This is a genomic window from Gordonia sp. QH-12, from assembly GCF_001578675.1.
Taxonomy (GTDB): domain Bacteria; phylum Actinomycetota; class Actinomycetes; order Mycobacteriales; family Mycobacteriaceae; genus Gordonia; species Gordonia sihwensis.
The window spans coordinates 1-17,938 of sequence record NZ_KQ969303.1 but is presented as its reverse complement, the minus strand read 5'-3'; the positions used below and the strand labels follow the sequence as shown (position 1 = coordinate 17,938).

Sequence of the window (17,938 nt, the reverse complement as noted above, 5' to 3'; positions counted from 1 at the left end):
TGTGAAGTCCTCTCTGCCGTCGCCCGCCAAACGACGTCACCGCCCCGCACTGATCGCGCTGGTGGCGGTCGCGGCATGCGCTTGCCTGGCGCTCGCCTGGTGGCAGTGGGGCCGCTACGAATCGTCGACGGGCACCGGCCAGAACCTGGGATACGCCCTGCAGTGGCCGGCCTTCGCGGTGGCCGTCGTGTACGCCTATCGCCGCTTCGTCGTGATGGAAGCCGATCCGGACGCTGAACACCGCGACCGCGCCGAGCCGACCGAGATACCCGAGGGGGTCCTTCCCGAGCGGCCCACGCGACACGACCCGTCGGTCGCGGCCATCCTCGACGCCGCCCCGGACGACGACCTGGCCGAGTACAACAGATACCTCGCCGAACTCGACAGACACCCGACGCACGACTGACGCATCAGCTGAAATCTCCGCGCGACCGATGAAGGACCACGACGTGACCGAATCCGCCAAGACCGCCGACGACGCCCCGGACGGGACTGTGACTGCGACCATCCCCCAGATCCGCAGCGCGCTGCTGCGCTACCGCGTTCTGGCCTGGGTCACCGGCGTGTGGCTGCTCGCCCTGTGCGCCGAGATGATCGCAAAGTTCGGCTTCGGAGTCGAGGGCTTCGGCTGGGTCGGCGTCGCTCACGGCTGGATCTACTTCATCTACCTGATCTGCACCGTCGACCTGTCGATCAAGGTCCGGTGGCCGCTGCCGAAGCTGGTGGCGACCGCGATCGCGGGCACCATCCCGTTCCTGTCCTTCTGGTTCGAGCACATTCGCACTCGCGATGTGAAGGAGCAGTTCAAGCTCGATCAGTGATCGTCTAGCTCGATCCCCAGGCGCTCGGCACCGGCCTTGTAGAGGGCGACCACCTCGCGACGGATGGACGCTCGGTCGGTGAGCTCGTTCGGCCACGGCACGCGGACGGGACGGTCCGCTCCGTCGACGGTCGCCGTCCACTTCCCCGCAACCGAGTCGAAGCCCGTCATCACCGCGGCGGTGGCGTCGGGTTCGGCGAACGCTCGCACAATGACGAGATTGTCGGTCGCATGGTCGTCGTTCATATGCCGGAGCACAGCGGTCACGACCGCGTCCTCGAATACGGTCATCGGTCTCCTCCGCCCGCGCCGGCGAGGGCCCGGAGTGCCGGGACCAACTGCGCCAGCGCCTTGCCACGGTGGCTCAGCGCGTCCTTCTCCGCGGGCGGCAGCTCCGCGGAGGTGCGCCCGGCGGCCACCTCGTCATCGGGAATGAACAACGGGTCGTAACCGAAGCCGTTCGCGCCGCGCTCGTCACGCAGGATGGTGCCGCGCCACTCTCCGCGGACCACGGTCTCGGCGCCCGTCGGCAGCACCAGCGCACACACCGAGACGAACGCCGCACCGCGTCGTTCGTCCGGTACGTCGGCGAGCTGGGCCAGCAGCAGGCGATTGTTGGCGGCGTCGCCGGCGCCACCGCTCCACCGTGCCGACAGGACTCCCGGCATGCCGTTGAGTGCGTCGACGGCCAGGCCGGAATCGTCGGCCAGCGATGGCAGTCCGGTTGCGGCGACGGCCGCGCGAGCCTTGAGCAGCGCATTGTCCTCGAACGTCGCACCGTCTTCCACCGGTTCCGGATAGCGCGTGACATCACCCAGCCCGAGCACCTCGAGCCCGGTGATGCCCGCCGCTTCGACGACGCGTCGCAGCTCGGCCAGCTTCTTGGCGTTGTTCGACGCCAGCAGGACCGTCCCGGTCACTGCCCGCTGCCCGGGAGCGATCCGGGGTACGGCTGCGACAGCACTTCGCGCTGCGCGGCGACGATGTTCTCAATGCCGGCGCAGGCCACGTCGAGCATCTTGTCGAGCGTTCCGCGCGCGAAGGTTGCGCCCTCGCCTGTCCCCTGCACTTCCACGAGGGTGCCCGCGTCGGTGGCGACCACATTCATGTCGACCTCGGCACGCGAGTCCTCGTCGTACGGCAGGTCGAGGCGGACGCGGCCGTCCACCACACCGACGCTCACCGCCGCGATGATGCACGACAGCGGCTGCGGGTCGGCCAGCTTGCCCGCCGCGCCGAGGTAGGTGACGGCGTCCGCGAGCGCGACGTAGGCGCCGGTGATGGCCGCCGTCCGCGTTCCGCCGTCGGCCTGCAGGACGTCGCAGTCGATGGCGATCGTGTTCTCACCCAGCGCCGCCAGATCGATGCACGCGCGGAGCGAACGTCCGATCAAGCGGCTGATCTCGTGCGTGCGTCCGCCGATCTTGCCGCGCACCGACTCACGCTTCGAGCGCTCGTGGGTCGCGGCGGGAAGCATCGAGTATTCGGCGGTGAGCCAGCCGAGCCCCGATCCGCGCCGCCACGACGGCACGCCCTCGGTGACGCTGGCGGTGCACATGACGCGGGTGTTGCCGAATTCGACCAGCACCGAACCGGCCGGATGAGAGGTGAAACCGCGGGTGAACTTGATGGGCCGGAGTTCGTCGTCTGCCCGGCCGTCTGCTCGTGAAGTCACGCCCCGACCTTACTGGACAGGCCGACATATCCGCCGACGAGGCGGTGCCGGGCAGCGCGCAGCACATCCGCGCAACTCCGCGACGAACGCGCGGGCTGGGAGCGCGCGTCCGTCGTCGAACTGCGCGGATACAAGAACGGGCAGACCGGAAGCGACCGTCGCGGCTCAACCAGCGAGGCGACCTAGGCGACCGGCTTACGGACCTCGATGACCTGACCCTGGTGGACGAGTTGCAGCGGTCCCGCATACTCGCCCGACGCCTCGTCGAGGATGGCGGCGGAGTCGGCCCACGGGACCACGTGAGTCAGGGCGAGCGAGCGGACCGATGCGCGGGCGGCCACCTGTCCGGCTTCGACCCCGGAGAGATGCAGCCCCTCGGGCCGGACGCCGGGCTCGTGCGTCCACGACGCCTCGCACAGGAACAGGTCGGCGTCGCGCGCGAGATCGACCACCTCCTCGCACACGCCGGTGTCGCCGCTGTAGGCGAGCACCTCGCCGTCGGGGCCGACGATCCGCAACCCGAAGGTGCTCGGCGGATGGTTCACCTTGTACGGCTCGATGTGGAGGCCGTGGATCTCGACGGCTTCGCGGTCGACCCACTCGCGCACGTCGTAGGTGTCCGACAGGTCGTCCACCTCGCCCGGGTACTCCGACGCCCCGGCACCGACGCGCAGCGCCGTGCCCTCCGGCCCGTACAGGAGGGAACGTTCGGTGGCCGGAGTCGGCGCCCACCGACGCCACACCAGCATTGCGGGCAGATCCATGCAGTGGTCTGCATGCAGATGACTGAGCAGGACGGCGACCTGGTTCGGATCCGCGTGTTGCTGCAGTTCACCGAAGACACCGTGTCCGCAATCGATCAAGACCGGCGGGTGTCCGTCGGCCTGAACCAGGTATCCGGAGCACGGTGCACCAGGGCCGTTCACACTCCCTGAACACCCGAGCACCGTCAAACGCATGGGACACACTCTGCCATGCCGCTCCGGAAATCCGGCATCAATCCGCCCTCCTGTGACCGGTGAGTTGGCACTGCATCGACCGTGCCGAACGCCACACGGGAGTGGTCAGAAATGCTCTACGTGGCCCACCGAAGGTCCCAAGAACCGGGTCGAGAGCTTGCGGAACGAGTCCGGATCGCCGGTCGCGGAGAAATGACGCCGGGCCACGCGATTCGAGTGCGGATGCAGGGCGTCGCGCTCGGTCAGGACGCGGACAGTGTCCTTCGCCGTCTCCTCGGCGCTCGACACGAGCGTCACCTGATCGCCCATCACCAACTGCACCACACCCGACAGCAGCGGATAGTGGGTGCACCCCAGGACCAGAGTGTCGACGCCGGCCTCCTGCAGCGGCTCGAGGTAGCCCTCGGCAAGACCCAGGATCTGGCGTCCGCTGGTGATCCCCCGCTCCACGAAGTCGACGAACCTCGGGCAGGCGACGGCCGTGATCTCCACATCGCGTGCCGCGGCGAACGAGTCCTGATACGCGCGCGACGCGATGGTCGCCTCCGTGCCGATGACGCCGATCCGACCGGTCTTGGTCGCGACCACCGCGCGACGCACGGCGGGCAGGATCACCTCGATGACGGGAAGCGGGGCATAGCGTTCACGCGCATCGCGCAGACAGGCCGCCGACGCGGTGTTGCAGGCGATGACGATCGCCTTGACCCCACGGTGCACCAATTCGTCACCGATGGCCAGCGCATGCCTGCGGATCTCCGGAATGGTCAACGGCCCGTACGGCCCGTTCGCGGTGTCGCCGATGTAGATGACATCCTCATCGGGCAGCTGATCGATGATCGCGCGCGCGACGGTGAGCCCGCCGACGCCCGAGTCGAAGATGCCGATGGGACCGGTTTGCAGCTCGGTTATCGGGGGCCTCCCTTGAGTTCTGGTCGTCGGGGCTCGGAGCTGCCCGGATCGCGTCGGTCGCTGAGCATCCACGCCGCCAGCACGCCGCCGACGGCGCCGAACAGGTGTCCCTGCCACGACACTCCACCTCCGTGCGGCAGCACGCCCCACAGGATCCCACCGTAGACCGCCAACAGGACCACCCCGCCGAGCACCTGCCAAACGTCGCGGTTGAAGAGACCGCGGACCAGCAGATACGCCAGCCACCCGAAGACGATCCCCGATGCGCCGATCGTCACCGAGCCGGTCGGGGCGGTGAGCCACACTCCCAGACCGCTGATGACCCATACGATCGCCGTCACCCACAGGAAGCGTCCCGACATCAGCAGCAGGAAGCCGAGCACCACGCCCGGGATCAGGTTGCCGATCAGGTGAGCGAAGTCCGAGTGCAGCAGCGGCGCCCAGATGATCCCGTCGAGTCCGGACAGCCGTCGCGGCACGATGCCGTACTCGTCGAGGTCCCCACCGGTCGCCATGTCGATCGCCTCGACCACCAGCAGCACGACGGCGATGACGCCCATCGTGATGCCCGACCGCTCCCACTTGGGCATCGGCGACCGACGCGGCTTCGGGAGACGAGGGTCGGACGGCGACGCGATCCCGCCGCTCATGCGTCGCCGAAGGCGGAGAACAGCACGTCGCGGTATGCCGGAATCCCGGCGACGCCGGTCGCGGCGACCACCGCCGAGACGATCGCCCGCTGCACCACCGTCGCCGATGCGTCGGCCAGTGCCGCGACGATCGCGGTGTCCGGGTCCATCCCCGGCGGAACGTCGACCGCGGTGTCCGGATCGGCGGCCTTCTCGCCGGTGGCGACGGCGAACAGGGTGTCGCCGTCGAGCGGTGAATGCGCGGGACGGACCGCCCGCGCGAGGCCGTCGTGACCGGACATCGCCAGACGCCGGGTGCTCGCCACCGACAGCGTGGCATCCGTCGCGACCACCCCGATCGTCGTGTTCAGTACAGCGCCCTTTGCGGTGAGCTCGGCGAGCCTCTTGATCTCGAGTTGCTTCGGCGCGCGCAGACGGTGCAGTTCGAGGTCGTCGGCACCCCACGGCAGCCCTGTCGACGGATCGACGACACCGCCGACCGGATTGGCCACGACGAGAGCGCCGATCGTCAATCCGCGAGCCGGACCGTCGGAGAACGTGATCGACGCGGTGCCCACGCCGCCCTTGAGTGCGCCGGCGCGCGCCCCGGTCCCGGCCCCGACCGATCCGATCGCGAAATCGGTCCTGGCGTCGGCGAGCGCCCGCGCACCGAACTCGGCGGTCGGACGGTTCTCCCACCGGCCGACCGGGAGGTCGAAGATGACCGCGGCCGGCACGATGGGCACCACGTGCCCCTGACCGTCCATCGGCAGTCCGACGCCGGCCTCCTCGAGTCCCCGCATCACCCCGTCGGCCGCGGCAAGACCATAGGCACTGCCACCGGAGAGCACGATCGCGTCGGCCCCGCGGACCGTGTTGACCGGATCGAGCAGGTCGGTCTCGCGCGTCCCAGGACCGCCGCCGCGCACGTCCACCGCCGTCGCGCACCCGCGCGGCAGGGTGATGACCGTGGTCCCGGTCGCCCACCCGCTGCCGGGTTCAGCGACACTTGCGAGCACCACCTCGTCGTCGAGTCGGTGGTGATGGCCCACCGCGATTCCGGCGACATCCGTGATCCGGTTGCCCGGGCGCGACACAGACGACTTCGGCTCGGTCACCATCCGTCGTGCCCCCACTCCCCTTGCGACGGGTCCTCCGGCTGCGTCCACTCCGCCGACATCAGTGCTTCGACCAGCAGCCCCTGCACCACCGACAGCCAGTCGTAGACGTCCTGGTGTGCGGCGTGCGGATGGTCGGGCGGCAGCTTCGAGGGCTCATCGGTGATCCCGAGCATCGCGCCCAGTGCCAGTCGGATGTCGGTGAGCGCCGTCAGCCAGCGGTCGGCCTGGGACTCGGTCAGCGAGACGTCCCCGCCGCCGCTCGGCAGTGTTTCGAGAACTGTGCGTGCCGCGGCGAGTTTCGCGTCGATGATCTGCGGTTCGTTGACGCTGCGCAGTCCCCCGTTGAGGTCCGCGGCGATCGGTCCGGCCGCGAGTTCCGGCTCCTGGTCGGGTCGATGGAAATCGGGCAGCAGCCGTCCCAGCGTGACATCGTCCGGTGCGCGGGTGTGCCCCGTCTGGATCCCCGTCAGCTCCGACAGTTCGTCGCGCGGAGCCGACTCGGCGCGTTCGTTGAGCAGATCGGTGATGGACTCGACCATCGACGCCAGCAGTTGGCATTCGTAGTTCTCGAGGTTGGAGCAGATGCGGACGTCCTCGCCCGCACCGGTTCTGCGCCAGGTCCGCATCAGGAGTCGTGCTGCATGGTCGCCCACAGGCCGGCCGCATGCAGTTTGCGGACGTCGGCCTCCACCTTCACGCGGTCGCCGCTGGAGACCACGGCCTTCCCCTCGGTGTGCACCTGCATCATCAGCGCCTTGGCCTTCTCCTCCGAATAACCGAAGATCCGCTGAAAGACATAAGCGACGTAGTTCATGAGATTGACCGGGTCGTCCCACACCAGCGTCACCCAGGGGCGGTCGTGAGTCACCTCTGGTTCTGCCACCGCGGTACCGGTGCTCGTACCTGGTGTCGCCTCATCGCGCGCCATGAGTAATAGGGTAGCGAAGGTGACCAGTACCGCGCTGCTGACCGATCAATACGAGCTGACCATGCTGTCGGCCGCCCTGAGGGCCGGGACGGCGCAGCGCAGCTGCGTGTTCGAGGTCTTCGCCCGCCGCCTCCCCGACGGCCGACGCTACGGAGTCGTCGCGGGCACCGGACGTCTGCTCGACGCCCTCGAACGCTTCCGATTCGGTCCGGAGGAGATCGACTCGCTCCGGACCGTGGTCGACCAGGACACCCTGGCATGGCTGTCCGACTACCGCTTCCGCGGAGAGATCGACGGTTACCGCGAGGGCGAGCTCTACTTCCCCGGCTCGCCCATCCTGACCGTGCGCGGCGGCTTCGCCGAAGCTGTGGTGCTGGAGACGCTGATCCTCTCGATCCTCAATCACGACAGCGCGATCGCCTCCGCGGCGGCGCGTATGGTGAGCGCTGCCGCCGGCCGCCCGATCATCGAGATGGGCGGACGCCGCACGCACGAGCACGCGGCGGTCGCCTCAGCGCGCGCCGCATATCTCGCGGGAGTCGACGCGACCAGCAATCTCGAGGCCGCTCGCACCTACCGCGTGCCGAGTGCGGGAACCGCGGCGCACGCGTTCACGCTCTCGTTCGCGCATCCCGACGGCAGCGACGAGCGGGCCGCCTTCGCCGCGCAGGTCGAGGCGCTCGGCGTCGGGACCACCCTGCTCGTGGACACCTACGACATCACCACCGGTGTCAAGAACGCGATCGAGGTCGCAGGCACCTCGCTCGGAGCGGTCCGGATCGACTCGGGGGATCTGGGCGTCCTCGCCCGCCAGGTACGCAGGCAGCTCGACGAGCTCGGCGCCACCGGCACCAAGATCGTCGTCTCCGGCGATCTCGACGAGTACGCCATCGCCTCGCTGCGCGCCGAACCCGTCGACATCTACGGCGTCGGAACCTCGCTGGTGACCGGCAGCGGTTCACCGACTGCGGGCATGGTCTACAAACTGGTCGAGGTGGACGGCGTCCCGGTCGCGAAGCGGTCGAGCCACAAGGAGAGCCACGGCGGACGCAAGCGCGCCGTTCGCGCGGCCCGCGCGTCCGGAACCATCGTCGAAGAGATCCTGTTGCGTGCCGACGCGCCCGCGGATCAGGCGATCCCGGGCACCGGAGGCCTGGACGTGGCCGAACTCCAGATTCCACTGGTCCGCGGCGGCGACCGAGTTTCCGGGCTGCCTACACTGGAGCAGTCCCGCGGGCATCTCGCGCACGGGCTCGTCACCCTCCCGTGGGAGGGTCTCGGGCTCAGCCACGGCGACCCCGCAGTCCCCACCCGCTACCTGACCGAACCGGAGAGTCGATGACCGAGGAGACCCCACCGCGGAATCGCGCGCTGATCGTCGTCGACGTTCAGAACGACTTCTGCGAGGGCGGTTCCCTCGCGGTGGCCGGCGGCGGTGCGGTCGCCGCCGCGATCAACGCGATCACCGGCTCGTATCCGGTGGTGGCGGCCACCCGCGACTACCACGTCGACCCCGGGGGGCACTTCTCCGAGACCCCCGACTTCGTCGACTCGTGGCCACCGCACTGCGTGGTGGGCACGCCCGGCGCCGAGTTCCATCCGGCCTTCCGCACCGGCCCCGTGCAGGCGGTCTTCTCCAAGGGCGAGTTCGACGCCGCGTACTCGGGCTTCGAGGGCCGCGACGAACACGGAAACGGCCTGGCCGACTGGCTCACCGCGCGCGACGTCTCCGAGGTGGACGTCGTCGGCATCGCCACCGACCATTGTGTTCGCGCGACCGCGGTCGACGCCGCCGCGGCCGGCTTCGCCACACGTGTGCTGCTGGACTTCACCGCGGCCGTCGCCGAGACCACCACCGCGACCGCGTTCGACGTCATGCGCGACGCGGGAGTCGAGTTGGTGGGCACCCTCGTGCACACCGGTACCCGTCACGAAGACGACGCGGCCGAGTGAGCGTCCCCGATGTCGCCGACCTCCTGGCCACCGCCGTCGAGTCCCTCGGCGGAGCCCGGCGCGACGGTCAGCTGGCGATGGCCGAGGCCGTCGGCGAGGCGATCGAGAACGACCATCACCTCGCGGTCCAAGCCGGCACCGGCACCGGAAAGTCGCTGGCCTACCTGGTCCCCGCGCTCCGGCACGCCGTCGACACCGACGAGACCGTCGTCGTCTCGACGGCCACCATCGCCCTCCAGCGCCAGCTGACCGAACGTGACCTACCGCGTCTCGCGGGCGCGCTCACGAAGCCGCTGGGCCGCGAACCGTCGTTCGCGATCCTGAAGGGTCGCGCCAACTACCTGTGCCTCAACAAGATCCACTCGGGAGTGGCCGACGAGGATCCGAACGCCGAGCTGTTCGACGCCTTCGACCTGTCCCGCATGGGCCGCGAGGTGACGCGGTTGCGCGAGTGGACCTCCGACACCGAGACCGGAGACCGCGACGATCTCTCCCCCGGCGTCAGCGACCAGTCGTGGCGCCAGGTGAGCGTCTCCTCGCGCGAATGTCTCGGGGCGTCGAACTGCCCCTACAGCGATGACTGCTTCGCCGAACTGGCACGGAAGAAGGCCGGCGCCTCCGACGTCGTGGTCACCAACCACGCGATGCTCGCCATCGACGCGATGAGTCCGGCGACCATCCTTCCCGAGCACCGCGTGGTGGTCATCGACGAGGCCCACGAACTGGTGGACCGGATCACCTCCGTCACCACCGAGGAGATCTCGGCCGCGAGCGTCTCGCAGGTCGCCCGCCGGCTCGGCAAGTTGATCGACGACGAGAGCGCCGACGCGCTGGTCGGCGCGGGCGAACAGCTGGAGTTGCTGCTGGAGGACTCACCCCAGGGCGAGTGGACCCGACTCCCGAACGGCGCACCCGAGGTCCTCGCATCGCTGCGCGACCGCCTCTGGAACGCGCGGAACGCGGTCGGTCCGGCGCCGTCGGCAGGCACCGATCCGGAGGCCGCGGCCGCGAGGCAGATGGCGCTGTCAGCCACCGACTCGCTGCACGATTCGGTGGTGCGAGTGCTGACGGTCTTCGCCGAGACCGACATCACCAAGAGGCACGACGTCGTCTGGCTGTCGGCCGACCGGATCCGCGGAACCGTCCGCCCGACGCTGCGGATAGCGCCGTTGTCTGTGGCCGGGCTGCTGCGTACCTCGCTGTTCACCGACTCGACTGTGATCCTCACGTCCGCGACCCTGACCATCGGCGGCAACTTCGACGCCCTCGCACGCACCTGGGGGCTGCCCGCCCACGGTGGCAAGGACGTGGAGGCCGCGGGATGGCGCGGCATGGACGCCGGCAGCCCCTTCGACTACCAGCGCGCCGCGATTCTCTACGTCGGCAAGCACCTGCGGGCGCCCGGCCGTGACGGCATCGCGGAGTCGACGCTGGACGAGATGGTCGATCTGATGAACGCTGCGGGCGGTCGTACCCTCGGCCTGTTCTCGTCGATGCGGGCCGCCAAGGAGGCCGCGGAGAAGCTCCGCGACCGAGTCGGGTTCCCGATCCTGTGCCAGGGCGACGATGCGACGTCGGCACTGATCGAGAGATTCGCCGCCGACGAGGCCACCTGTCTGTTCGGCACTCTGTCGCTGTGGCAGGGCGTCGACGTCCCGGGTCCCTCGTTGCGGTTGGTGATGATCGATCGGATCCCCTTCCCCAGGCCCGACGACCCGCTCCTGTCGGCGCGCCAGCGCGATGTGGACGCGCGCGGCGGCAACGGCTTCCTGACCGTCTCGGCGAACCACGCGGCACTGCTCCTCGCCCAGGGCGCGGGCCGGCTCCTCCGCGCCACCGACGACCGCGGCGTGGTCGCCGTGCTCGACTCACGTCTGGCGACGGCGCGGTATGCGGGCTACCTCCTGGCCGGGCTTCCGCCGTTCTGGCGGACCACCGACCGCGATGCCGTCCGAGCCGCGCTCACCCGCTTGACGACGGGTGCCGCGAAGAAGTGACGAGGCGATCGTGACGGACCCGCTGTGGCAGCGGCTCGGCGCCCGGCCCCGCGTCGCGGACACCGAATTCGCCGTGTGGGCGCCCAATGCGCGATCGGTCACCGTCTTCGGCGACTTCGACCGATGGGCGGGCACCGACCACCCGATGGAGCGCGGACCGCACGGCGTCTGGACCGCCACGGTCGACGGCGCGCGGCCGGGAATGGCGTACAAGTACCGCGTGGTCGGAGCCGACGGACTGACACGCGACAAGGCCGATCCCCTCGCCCGTGCGGCTCAGCGACCGCCCGAGACGGCGTCGGTGATCGCCGGTCCGTCGTCGTTCGTCTGGAACGACGAGAAGTGGATGGCCGCGCGCGCCGACCGGCGCCCCGAGCGCGAGCCGGTGTCGATCTACGAGGTCCACCTGGGGTCGTGGCGCTCGGGCCTGAGTTATCGCGAGGCCGCCGTCCAGCTGGCTGAGTACGCCGCCGACCACGGCTTCACGCACGTACAGCTGATGCCGATCACCGAGCATCCCTACGGGGGATCGTGGGGCTATCAGGTCGGCTCGTACTTCGCCTGCTCCAGCCGGTGGGGCACCGCCGACGACTTCCGCTTCTTCGTCGACCACCTGCACTCGAAAGGGATCGCGGTACTCCTCGATTGGGTCCCGGCGCACTTCCCCAAGGACGCCTTCGCGCTCGGCGAGTTCGACGGCACTCCCCTCTACGAGCACGCCGATCCGCTGCGGCGGGACCAGCCGGACTGGGGCACGTACGCGTTCAACCTCGGTCGGCCCGAGGTCCGCGACTTCCTGATCGCGAGCGCCGTCTACTGGTGTTCGGAGTTCCATCTCGACGGGCTGCGCGTCGACGCGGTCGCGTCCATGCTGTACCTCGACTATTCGCGCGGCCCGGGCCAATGGCGGCCGAATGCGCGCGGGACACACGAGAACGACGAGGCCGTCGACTTCCTGAGGCGCCTCAACGACGCCGTCCACGAGGCGTGTCCGGGTGCCGTGATGATCGCCGAGGAGTCGACGGCGTGGCCGGGGGTGACCGTCTCCACCGACCGCGGCGGGCTGGGCTTCGACTTCAAGTGGAATCTCGGCTGGATGAACGATCTGCTGTCGTTCCTCTCGCTCCCGCCGCGGCGGCGTGCGGAGCTGCACGAACGTGTCGCGTTCGGCCTCACGCACGCCACCGCCGAGCGCTACGTCCTGCCGATCAGTCATGACGAGGTGGTCCACGGCAAGGGCACCCTCGTCACGAGAATGCCAGTCTCAGCCGACGCTGCGGCGGGGGTGCGGCTCGCCCTGGCCTTCCAATGGGCCCATCCCGGCAAGAAGCTGCTGTTCATGGGGCAGGAGTTCGGGCAGACCCGAGAGTGGGCCGACGATCGCGGGCTCGACTGGAACCTGCTCGATCCGGACGAGTCGAACGCCTCGGTCCACCGCGGCATCGCGCTCGCGGCCCGCGACCTGGCCCACCTGCACGCCGAACTGCCGGCGCTGCACCGAATGGACTGCGACGCCCGCGGCTTCGCCTGGCTCGACGCCCGCGACACCGCCAACACCGTCATCGGCTTCCTGCGGCTGGCCGACGACGGGGCGGCCACCGGGGGCCGCATCGTCGCCTGCGTCTTCAACTTCTCCGACCGCGATCTCTACGGCTACCGGCTGGGCTTCCCGCTCGGCGGGCCGTGGCGCGAGATCCTCAACACCGCTGCGCGGGAGTACGGCGGTCACGGGGTGGGCAACCTGGGCCGGATCGTCGCGGTCGACGAGCCGAGCCACGGCCGTCCCTACAGCGCGACCATCACCCTCCCCGCCTCCGCCGCGGTCTTCTTCACACCGGGGCGCTGACCCTGCCGGTGGCCGGCGGACGGTCGGAGGCGTCAGTACAGCGCTGTGTCAGTACAGCGCTGTCGCCAGCTTCCGGCGCGCTGCCGTGACGAAGGGCTCGGCGGGGTCGAAGAGCTCGAACAGCTCGAGGAGCCGGGCGCGCGCCCGGGTGCGGTCGTCGTCGCGCGTCACCTTCACCAGCTCGATGATCCGATCGAACGCGGCCTCCGGCCGCTGACCGAGCAGCAGCACGTCGGCTGCGGCGAGCTGAGCGTCCACGTCTCCGGGCGCGGCGGTGTTGACGATCTCGGGGTCGTGGGCCTGCGCGCGGGTGACGAACTCGAGGTTGCGGACCACGGACTTCGCCTCGACGTTGTCCGGCTCGAGTTCGGCGATCGCGCGATAGGCGGCCAGCGCCCCGTCGAGGTCGCCGGAGTTCATCAACTCCTCGGCGGCCGCCATGCGCGGATCCTGCTCGGGCTCGTCGTCGGATGCCGTCGCCGGGGTCTCCGGAAGCAGATGTCCGGCCTTCGCGAAGATCTCGTCGATCCATCCGCGGATCTGCTCCTCTGGCTGCGGCCCCTCGAACATCGCGACCGGCCGACCGCCGATCAGTGCGATCACCGTCGGCACCGACTGAGCACCGAAGGCCTGTGCGATCCGCGGGCTCGTGTCGACATCGACCCGCGCGAGTGCCCACCGGCCGCCGGCTGCCTCGGCCAGGCGCGCCAGCACCGGGGACAGCTGCGTGCTCGGTTCCGACCACGAGGCCCACAGGTCCACCACCACCAGCTGCCGGGTGGAGCGTTCGACGATCTCCGTCTCGAAGTCGAGTTCGGTCACATCGAGGACGACGGCGCCGGGGCGAGAGTCAGAAGCGGGCCGGGACGCAGCTGCCCGCTGCGCCTCGGCCCGCTCCTTGAGAACTGACAGATCTACGGCACCCGCCATCGCGATGGCGGCGTTCGCCGGTTCATTGCGTCGAGAAGGTCTGGTCACACCTTCAGTGTGTCACGATCGGCGGACTCACTGAACGTCGAGTCGGACAGTTCGCCCAGATGACCGTTCTTACTGGCCCACTGCTCGAACCACACCGTGAAGAACGGCGGGATCGAGGCGACGAGTGCCAGCGCCAGAACCTTGAGGTTCCACTTCAACGACCGCGCGGTGAGCACGGTGATGATCAGGTAGACGACGAACGCCACACCATGGAGCGCGCCGGGGACCATCGTCGCCGCATCGATTCCGGCTCCGTACTTGACCCCCATGCTGATCAAGAGCAGGCCCCAGGTGATCGCCTCGATGACGGCGATCAGCCGGAAACGCTTGGCCGGGGTCGAGACGTCGAACACGTTGCCCATCCCACTCACGCCTTCGGGACTCGGACGATGAGCGCATCGCCCTGGCCGCCGGCGCCGCACAGCGCCGCCACGCCGACCCCGCCGCCGCGACGGGCGAGCTCGAGAGCCAGGTGAAGCGTGATACGTGCGCCCGAGGTACCGATCGGGTGACCGAGCGCGATTCCGCCGCCGTTGACGTTGACCTTCTCCGGGTCGACGCCCAGCGCGCGGGTCGACGCCAGGCCGACGGCCGCGAAGGCCTCGTTGATCTCGATCAGGTCGAGATCGGCGGGGGTGATGCCCTCGCGCTCGCAGGCCTTGACGATCGCGTTGGCGGGCTGCTGCTGCAGCGACGAGTCCGGGCCGGCGACCACACCGTGGGCGCCGATCTCGGCGATCCATTCGAGTCCGAGCTCCTCGGCCTTCGCCTTGCTCATCACGACCACGGCCGCGGCTCCGTCGGAGATCTGCGAGGAGTTGCCCGCCGTGATCGTGCCACCCTTGCGGAACGCCGGACGCAGACCCGCGAGGGTCTCCACGGTGGTGTCGGCGCGCACACCCTCGTCCTCGTTGAACAGGATAGGGTCACCCTTGCGCTGCGGGATCTCGACCGGAACGATCTCGTCGGCGAAGACGCCCTTGGCGATCGCCTCAGCGGCCAGCCGATGGCTGCGCGCGGCGAAGGCGTCCTGCTCCTCACGGCTGAAGCCGTCGGTGTCGTTGCCCTGCTCGGTCAGCGCACCCATCGGCTGATCGGTGAAGACGTCGTGCAGTCCGTCGAACGCCATGTGGTCGACCAGTTCGGTGTTGCCGTACTTGAATCCCGAGCGGCTGCCGGGCAGCACATGCGGGGCCTGGGTCATCGACTCCTGGCCGCCGGCGACCACGCAGTCGAACTCGCCCGCGCGGATCAGCTGATCGGCGAGCGCGATGGCGTCGATTCCCGACAGGCACATCTTGTTGATCGAGAGCGCCGGGACGTCCCAGCCGATGCCCGCCTTGACTGCGGTCTGCCGGGCCGGCATCTGGCCGGCTCCGGCGGTGAGGACCTGTCCCATGATCACGTACTGGACATGCGACGGGTCCACGTTGCCGCGCTCGAGCGCGCCCTTGACCGCGACCGCGCCGAGATCGACGGCGGAGAAGTTCTTCAGCGATCCCTGCAGGCGTCCCTGAGCGGTGCGCGCGCCGGAAACGATCACTGTGGTGTTGTCGGACATGTATCAGCTCCTTGGCGGTGGGGGCAGCGGTCGTCACGGCGGCACACGCCGTCGCTGCGGTACTGCTCGGGGCAGCCGCGATGGCGACCCCGTCTGCAAACAACGCTACCGTTATGGCATGACCAACTCCCCATCGAACGACGTGACAAACACCACCAACGGAGGCCCTCTGACCTCGATCGGCGATCTCGTGACAGCGATCGACCATGTCGGCCTCGCGGTCCCGGATCTCGACGCCGCAGCCGCCTGGTGGCTCGACAACTTCGGCTTCGCGAACCAGCACGAGGAGGTGAACGAAGAGCAGGGCGTCCGCGAAGCGATGATCGGCCCCGAGAACGGCGACACCTTGATCCAGCTCCTCATGCCGCTCAACGAGGAGTCGACCATCGCCAAGTTCATCGACCGCAACGGACCGGGAATGCAGCAGTTGGCCGTCCGCGTCACCGACCTGGACGAGGTCGCCAAGCGTCTGACCTCGGCGGGAGTGCGACTGCTCTACCCGCAGCCCAAGCGCGGAACCGCCGACTCGCGCATCAACTTCGTCCATCCGAAGGACGCGGGCGGAGTTCTCCTCGAGCTGGTGGAACCGGCCGTCGGTCACTGATCACGACCGCATTCTCGTCGCCGAGCGGGCGGTCGGCCCCGTGCCGACCGCCCGCGCTGTGCAAGCTCGCTCGCAACACCCCGCATTCGATACTGAATTCGGACGCCGATCGGACCTAGACTGGCATCATGTCAGCCCCTGGACATCGTCAGAGCCCCTTCCCCATCGTGATGCGCGGATACGACCGCGACCAGGTCACCGATCACCTTCGGCGGCTCGAAGCCGAATTGCGCATGATGGCCGCCGATCGTGACTCCGCTCATGCCAGCGCGGACGAACTCCAGGCGCATCTCGACGACGCCCGTCACCGCATCCGCGAGCTCCAGGACGAGGTGAACACTCTCTCCGTCCCGCCGACGACGGTCGCGGGGATGACCGAGCGCGTCTCCCGCATGCTGCAGTTGGCCACCGACGAGGCCAGCGAAGTCCGTGCCAACGCCAAGGACGAGGCCGACGAGACGCTGTCCGTCGCCCGCCAGGAGGCCGAGGACATCCGTGCGTCCGCGGCAGCGGCCGCCACCCGGACCAAGGAACTCGCGCAGGAGCACGCCGACGCGAAGATCACCGAAGCCGAGGAGCGAGCCGCCGAGATCGACGAGGCCGCGCGGGAACGCGAAGCACAGTCCAAGCGGGATCTCGAGGCCGCACGGGAACGGGCCCGGGAGATCATCGCCGCCGCCGAGGAGGACGCCGCACGCCTGCGCGGGGCCGCGCACAACGTCGCGATGAACCGCCTCGCACGCTCTCGTGAGCTGGCGGAATCGGCCCACGATGCACACAAGCAGATCCTCGACCACCTCGACGCTCTCCGCGAGCACATCACCAACCTCCCCGGCGCCCTCGAACTGTCGGACGAGGAGCGGGATCTGGTCTCTCTCACCGAGACCGACGACCTCGAACTCCTCAACCGCACGCTGCTCGGGAGGGATCGATTCACCCCGCAGGACGACGCCTCCACCACGCCGGCCGAGAAGACCGATGTGCTCGACGCCGTCGACGCGGAATACGACGACGATCACGGTGACGAGCGCTACGGCGGTCCGGCGCGTAAGGAGGACTCACCGAAGGGCGATCAGGTCACGGCCTGACCGTCAGAACAGCTTGAACTCGTTGTCCTCGGTGCCGCGCAGCTTGTCGTAGTCGAGCGTCACGCACCGGATCCCCCGATCGTTGGCCAGAGTCTTGGCCTGAGGCTTGATCGCCTGTGCCGCGAACACTCCGCTGACCGGTGCGATCGTCGCATCGCGGTTGAGCAGATCCAGATACCGCGTCAGCTGCTCCACACCGTCGATCTCGCCGCGTCGCTTGATCTCCACAGCGACGGTGTGGCCATCCGCGTCTCGGCAGAGGATGTCCACCGGCCCGATCGCGGTCATGTACTCGCGACGGATGAGCGTGTAGCCGGCACCGAGCGTCTCGATGTGCTCGGCCAGCAGTTCCTGGAGGTGTGCCTCCACACCGTCCTTCACCAGTCCCGGGTCGAGCCCGAGTTCGTGGCTGCTGTCGTGATGGAATGCCGCGATGCTGATCCGCAGCTGCTCCCCCGCCTTGTTCTCGACCACCCAGACCGAGTCGATACCGTCGGATCCGTCTGCCGCCGGCTCCTCGACGAGCCAGCACGGCGGGCTCATCCAGTTCAACGGCTTGTAGGCTCGGTCGTCGGCGTGAATGCTGACCGACCCGTCGGACTTGATCAAGATCAGCCGCTTCGACATCGGCAGATGGGCGGTGAGCCGACCAACATAGTCGACCTGGCAATCGGCAATCACAAGACGCACCTCAGCGAGTGTAGTGGAGACCCCCGACGCACCCGAACAGCCTTGCCGAGCCGTATCGAGTCACGAGCCGTTTCGACACCCTCCGCTCGCTCAACCTGCCCCTCGTCCCGAGGTTCGTCGAGTAGGCGTATCGAGACCAATGTGCACCCCCGTGCGGTGGTTTCGACTCGCTCCGCTCGC

21 protein-coding genes are annotated in these 17,938 nt (G+C 69.0%); 8 read left to right on the top strand and 13 right to left on the bottom strand.

What is annotated here, in order from left to right; all coding sequences use genetic code 11:
• Positions 1-13: 13 nt before the first annotated feature.
• Together Y710_RS16500 and Y710_RS16505 are read left to right on the top strand one after the other, a co-directional pair.
• Positions 14-406, top strand: a complete 393-nt coding sequence (locus tag Y710_RS16500) for a glucitol operon activator (protein ID WP_039868177.1) — start codon at positions 14-16, stop codon at positions 404-406.
• A 43-nt stretch (positions 407-449) separates the two neighbouring features.
• Entirely contained in the window at positions 450-821 is a 372-nt protein-coding gene (locus tag Y710_RS16505; RefSeq protein WP_039868175.1) for a DUF3817 domain-containing protein, read from the top strand.
• Here the strand turns inward: Y710_RS16505 and Y710_RS16510 are convergent.
• The 9 genes from Y710_RS16510 to clpS all read right to left on the bottom strand — a co-directional run bounded on the left by Y710_RS16510 (position 815) and on the right by clpS (position 7,041).
• Complete coding sequence (locus Y710_RS16510; protein WP_062367956.1) at positions 815-1,111, bottom strand: DUF2470 domain-containing protein; 297 nt, start codon at positions 1,109-1,111, stop codon at positions 815-817. The two genes, Y710_RS16505 and Y710_RS16510, sit on opposite strands and share 7 nt — an antisense overlap.
• Complete coding sequence (rdgB, locus tag Y710_RS16515; protein ID WP_062367955.1) at positions 1,108-1,740, bottom strand: RdgB/HAM1 family non-canonical purine NTP pyrophosphatase; 633 nt, start codon at positions 1,738-1,740, stop codon at positions 1,108-1,110. The genes Y710_RS16510 and rdgB overlap by 4 nt, the downstream gene beginning before the upstream one ends.
• Entirely contained in the window at positions 1,737-2,495 is a 759-nt protein-coding gene (rph, locus tag Y710_RS16520) for a ribonuclease PH (protein WP_006898227.1), read from the bottom strand. The genes rdgB and rph overlap by 4 nt, the downstream gene beginning before the upstream one ends.
• A 182-nt stretch (positions 2,496-2,677) precedes the next feature.
• A complete protein-coding gene (locus Y710_RS16525; protein ID WP_006898226.1) occupies positions 2,678-3,454 on the bottom strand; it encodes a cyclic nucleotide-degrading phosphodiesterase in 777 nt (258 codons plus the stop codon).
• 105 nt (positions 3,455-3,559) lie between these two features.
• Complete coding sequence (gene murI, locus Y710_RS16530) at positions 3,560-4,363, bottom strand: glutamate racemase (protein WP_062367962.1); 804 nt, start codon at positions 4,361-4,363, stop codon at positions 3,560-3,562.
• On the bottom strand, positions 4,360-4,953 hold the full coding sequence (locus Y710_RS16535) for a rhomboid family intramembrane serine protease (RefSeq protein ID WP_006898224.1): 594 nt from the start codon (positions 4,951-4,953) through the stop codon (positions 4,360-4,362). Before Y710_RS16535 ends, murI begins: the two co-directional genes overlap by 4 nt.
• Before the next feature lie 56 nt (positions 4,954-5,009).
• Positions 5,010-6,113, bottom strand: coding sequence for a P1 family peptidase (locus tag Y710_RS16540; protein WP_062367954.1), 1,104 nt, complete (start codon positions 6,111-6,113; stop codon positions 5,010-5,012).
• Positions 6,107-6,739 (bottom strand): oxidative stress transcriptional regulator AosR, encoded by a 633-nt coding sequence (locus tag Y710_RS16545; protein WP_006898222.1) that lies wholly within the window; start codon positions 6,737-6,739, stop codon positions 6,107-6,109. The genes Y710_RS16540 and Y710_RS16545 overlap by 7 nt, the downstream gene beginning before the upstream one ends.
• On the bottom strand, positions 6,739-7,041 hold the full coding sequence (gene clpS / locus Y710_RS16550) for an ATP-dependent Clp protease adapter ClpS (RefSeq protein ID WP_081598161.1): 303 nt from the start codon (positions 7,039-7,041) through the stop codon (positions 6,739-6,741). The genes Y710_RS16545 and clpS overlap by 1 nt, the downstream gene beginning before the upstream one ends.
• Here clpS and Y710_RS16555 point away from each other — a divergent pair.
• Genes Y710_RS16555 through glgB form a run of 4 tightly spaced genes read left to right on the top strand, consistent with a single transcriptional unit; the run spans position 7,040 to position 12,837 of the window.
• Complete coding sequence (locus tag Y710_RS16555) at positions 7,040-8,383, top strand: nicotinate phosphoribosyltransferase (protein WP_197462951.1); 1,344 nt, start codon at positions 7,040-7,042, stop codon at positions 8,381-8,383. The two genes, clpS and Y710_RS16555, sit on opposite strands and share 2 nt — an antisense overlap.
• On the top strand, positions 8,380-8,994 hold the full coding sequence (locus tag Y710_RS16560; protein WP_045536748.1) for an isochorismatase family protein: 615 nt from the start codon (positions 8,380-8,382) through the stop codon (positions 8,992-8,994). The genes Y710_RS16555 and Y710_RS16560 overlap by 4 nt, the downstream gene beginning before the upstream one ends.
• Positions 8,991-10,991 (top strand): ATP-dependent DNA helicase, encoded by a 2,001-nt coding sequence (locus Y710_RS16565; RefSeq protein ID WP_062367952.1) that lies wholly within the window; start codon positions 8,991-8,993, stop codon positions 10,989-10,991. Before Y710_RS16560 ends, Y710_RS16565 begins: the two co-directional genes overlap by 4 nt.
• A gap of 10 nt (positions 10,992-11,001) precedes the next feature.
• Positions 11,002-12,837, top strand: a complete 1,836-nt coding sequence (gene glgB / locus Y710_RS16570; protein WP_062367961.1) for a 1,4-alpha-glucan branching protein GlgB — start codon at positions 11,002-11,004, stop codon at positions 12,835-12,837.
• Positions 12,838-12,885: 48 nt separating this feature from the next.
• On the opposite strand, the gene Y710_RS16575 is transcribed toward glgB, so the two are convergent.
• From Y710_RS16575 to Y710_RS16585, 3 genes are read right to left on the bottom strand one after another with little or no spacing between them, the layout of a single operon-like run.
• A complete protein-coding gene (locus tag Y710_RS16575) occupies positions 12,886-13,767 on the bottom strand; it encodes a tetratricopeptide repeat protein (protein WP_062367951.1) in 882 nt (293 codons plus the stop codon).
• A gap of 44 nt (positions 13,768-13,811) precedes the next feature.
• The gene (locus Y710_RS16580) at positions 13,812-14,177 is read right to left on the bottom strand and encodes a DUF3817 domain-containing protein (RefSeq protein ID WP_006898215.1); all 366 of its coding nucleotides are present in this window, start codon (positions 14,175-14,177) and stop codon (positions 13,812-13,814) included.
• Between the two features lie 5 nt (positions 14,178-14,182).
• Positions 14,183-15,376: an acetyl-CoA C-acetyltransferase gene (locus Y710_RS16585; RefSeq protein ID WP_006898214.1), complete on the bottom strand. Its 1,194-nt coding sequence runs from the start codon at positions 15,374-15,376 to the stop codon at positions 14,183-14,185.
• A 118-nt stretch (positions 15,377-15,494) separates the two neighbouring features.
• Between Y710_RS16585 and mce the strand changes: the two genes are divergently transcribed.
• Both mce and Y710_RS16595 read left to right on the top strand, forming a co-directional pair.
• Positions 15,495-15,980 carry a methylmalonyl-CoA epimerase gene (gene mce, locus Y710_RS16590; protein WP_062367950.1) on the top strand — a complete coding sequence of 162 codons (486 nt, stop codon included), beginning with the start codon at positions 15,495-15,497 and terminating at the stop codon, positions 15,978-15,980.
• A 128-nt stretch (positions 15,981-16,108) separates the two neighbouring features.
• Positions 16,109-17,068, top strand: coding sequence for a coiled-coil domain-containing protein (locus Y710_RS16595; protein WP_062367949.1), 960 nt, complete (start codon positions 16,109-16,111; stop codon positions 17,066-17,068).
• A gap of 3 nt (positions 17,069-17,071) precedes the next feature.
• On the opposite strand, the gene nucS is transcribed toward Y710_RS16595, so the two are convergent.
• Positions 17,072-17,758 carry an endonuclease NucS gene (gene nucS, locus Y710_RS16600; RefSeq protein WP_039868169.1) on the bottom strand — a complete coding sequence of 229 codons (687 nt, stop codon included), beginning with the start codon at positions 17,756-17,758 and terminating at the stop codon, positions 17,072-17,074.
• Positions 17,759-17,938: the final 180 nt, after the last annotated feature.

What these genes read in the sequence shown, in the direction of transcription:
- Y710_RS16510 (WP_062367956.1), bottom strand. Translation starts at nt 1,111, where the DNA reads ATGACCGTATTCGAGGACGCGGTCGTGACCGCTGTGCTCCGGCATATG.
- Y710_RS16525 (WP_006898226.1), bottom strand. Translation starts at nt 3,454, where the DNA reads ATGCGTTTGACGGTGCTCGGGTGTTCAGGGAGTGTGAACGGCCCTGGT.
- Y710_RS16535 (WP_006898224.1), bottom strand. Translation starts at nt 4,953, where the DNA reads ATGCCCAAGTGGGAGCGGTCGGGCATCACGATGGGCGTCATCGCCGTC.
- Y710_RS16540 (WP_062367954.1), bottom strand. Translation starts at nt 6,113, where the DNA reads ATGGTGACCGAGCCGAAGTCGTCTGTGTCGCGCCCGGGCAACCGGATC.
- Y710_RS16545 (WP_006898222.1), bottom strand. Translation starts at nt 6,739, where the DNA reads ATGCGGACCTGGCGCAGAACCGGTGCGGGCGAGGACGTCCGCATCTGC.
- Y710_RS16555 (WP_197462951.1), top strand. Translation starts at nt 7,040, where the DNA reads ATGAGTAATAGGGTAGCGAAGGTGACCAGTACCGCGCTGCTGACCGAT.
- clpS (WP_081598161.1), bottom strand. Translation starts at nt 7,041, where the DNA reads ATGGCGCGCGATGAGGCGACACCAGGTACGAGCACCGGTACCGCGGTG.
- Y710_RS16560 (WP_045536748.1), top strand. Translation starts at nt 8,380, where the DNA reads ATGACCGAGGAGACCCCACCGCGGAATCGCGCGCTGATCGTCGTCGAC.
- Y710_RS16575 (WP_062367951.1), bottom strand. Translation starts at nt 13,767, where the DNA reads ATGGCGGGTGCCGTAGATCTGTCAGTTCTCAAGGAGCGGGCCGAGGCG.
- Y710_RS16580 (WP_006898215.1), bottom strand. Translation starts at nt 14,177, where the DNA reads ATGGGCAACGTGTTCGACGTCTCGACCCCGGCCAAGCGTTTCCGGCTG.
- Y710_RS16585 (WP_006898214.1), bottom strand. Translation starts at nt 15,376, where the DNA reads ATGTCCGACAACACCACAGTGATCGTTTCCGGCGCGCGCACCGCTCAG.
- mce (WP_062367950.1), top strand. Translation starts at nt 15,495, where the DNA reads ATGACCAACTCCCCATCGAACGACGTGACAAACACCACCAACGGAGGC.
- Y710_RS16595 (WP_062367949.1), top strand. Translation starts at nt 16,109, where the DNA reads ATGTCAGCCCCTGGACATCGTCAGAGCCCCTTCCCCATCGTGATGCGC.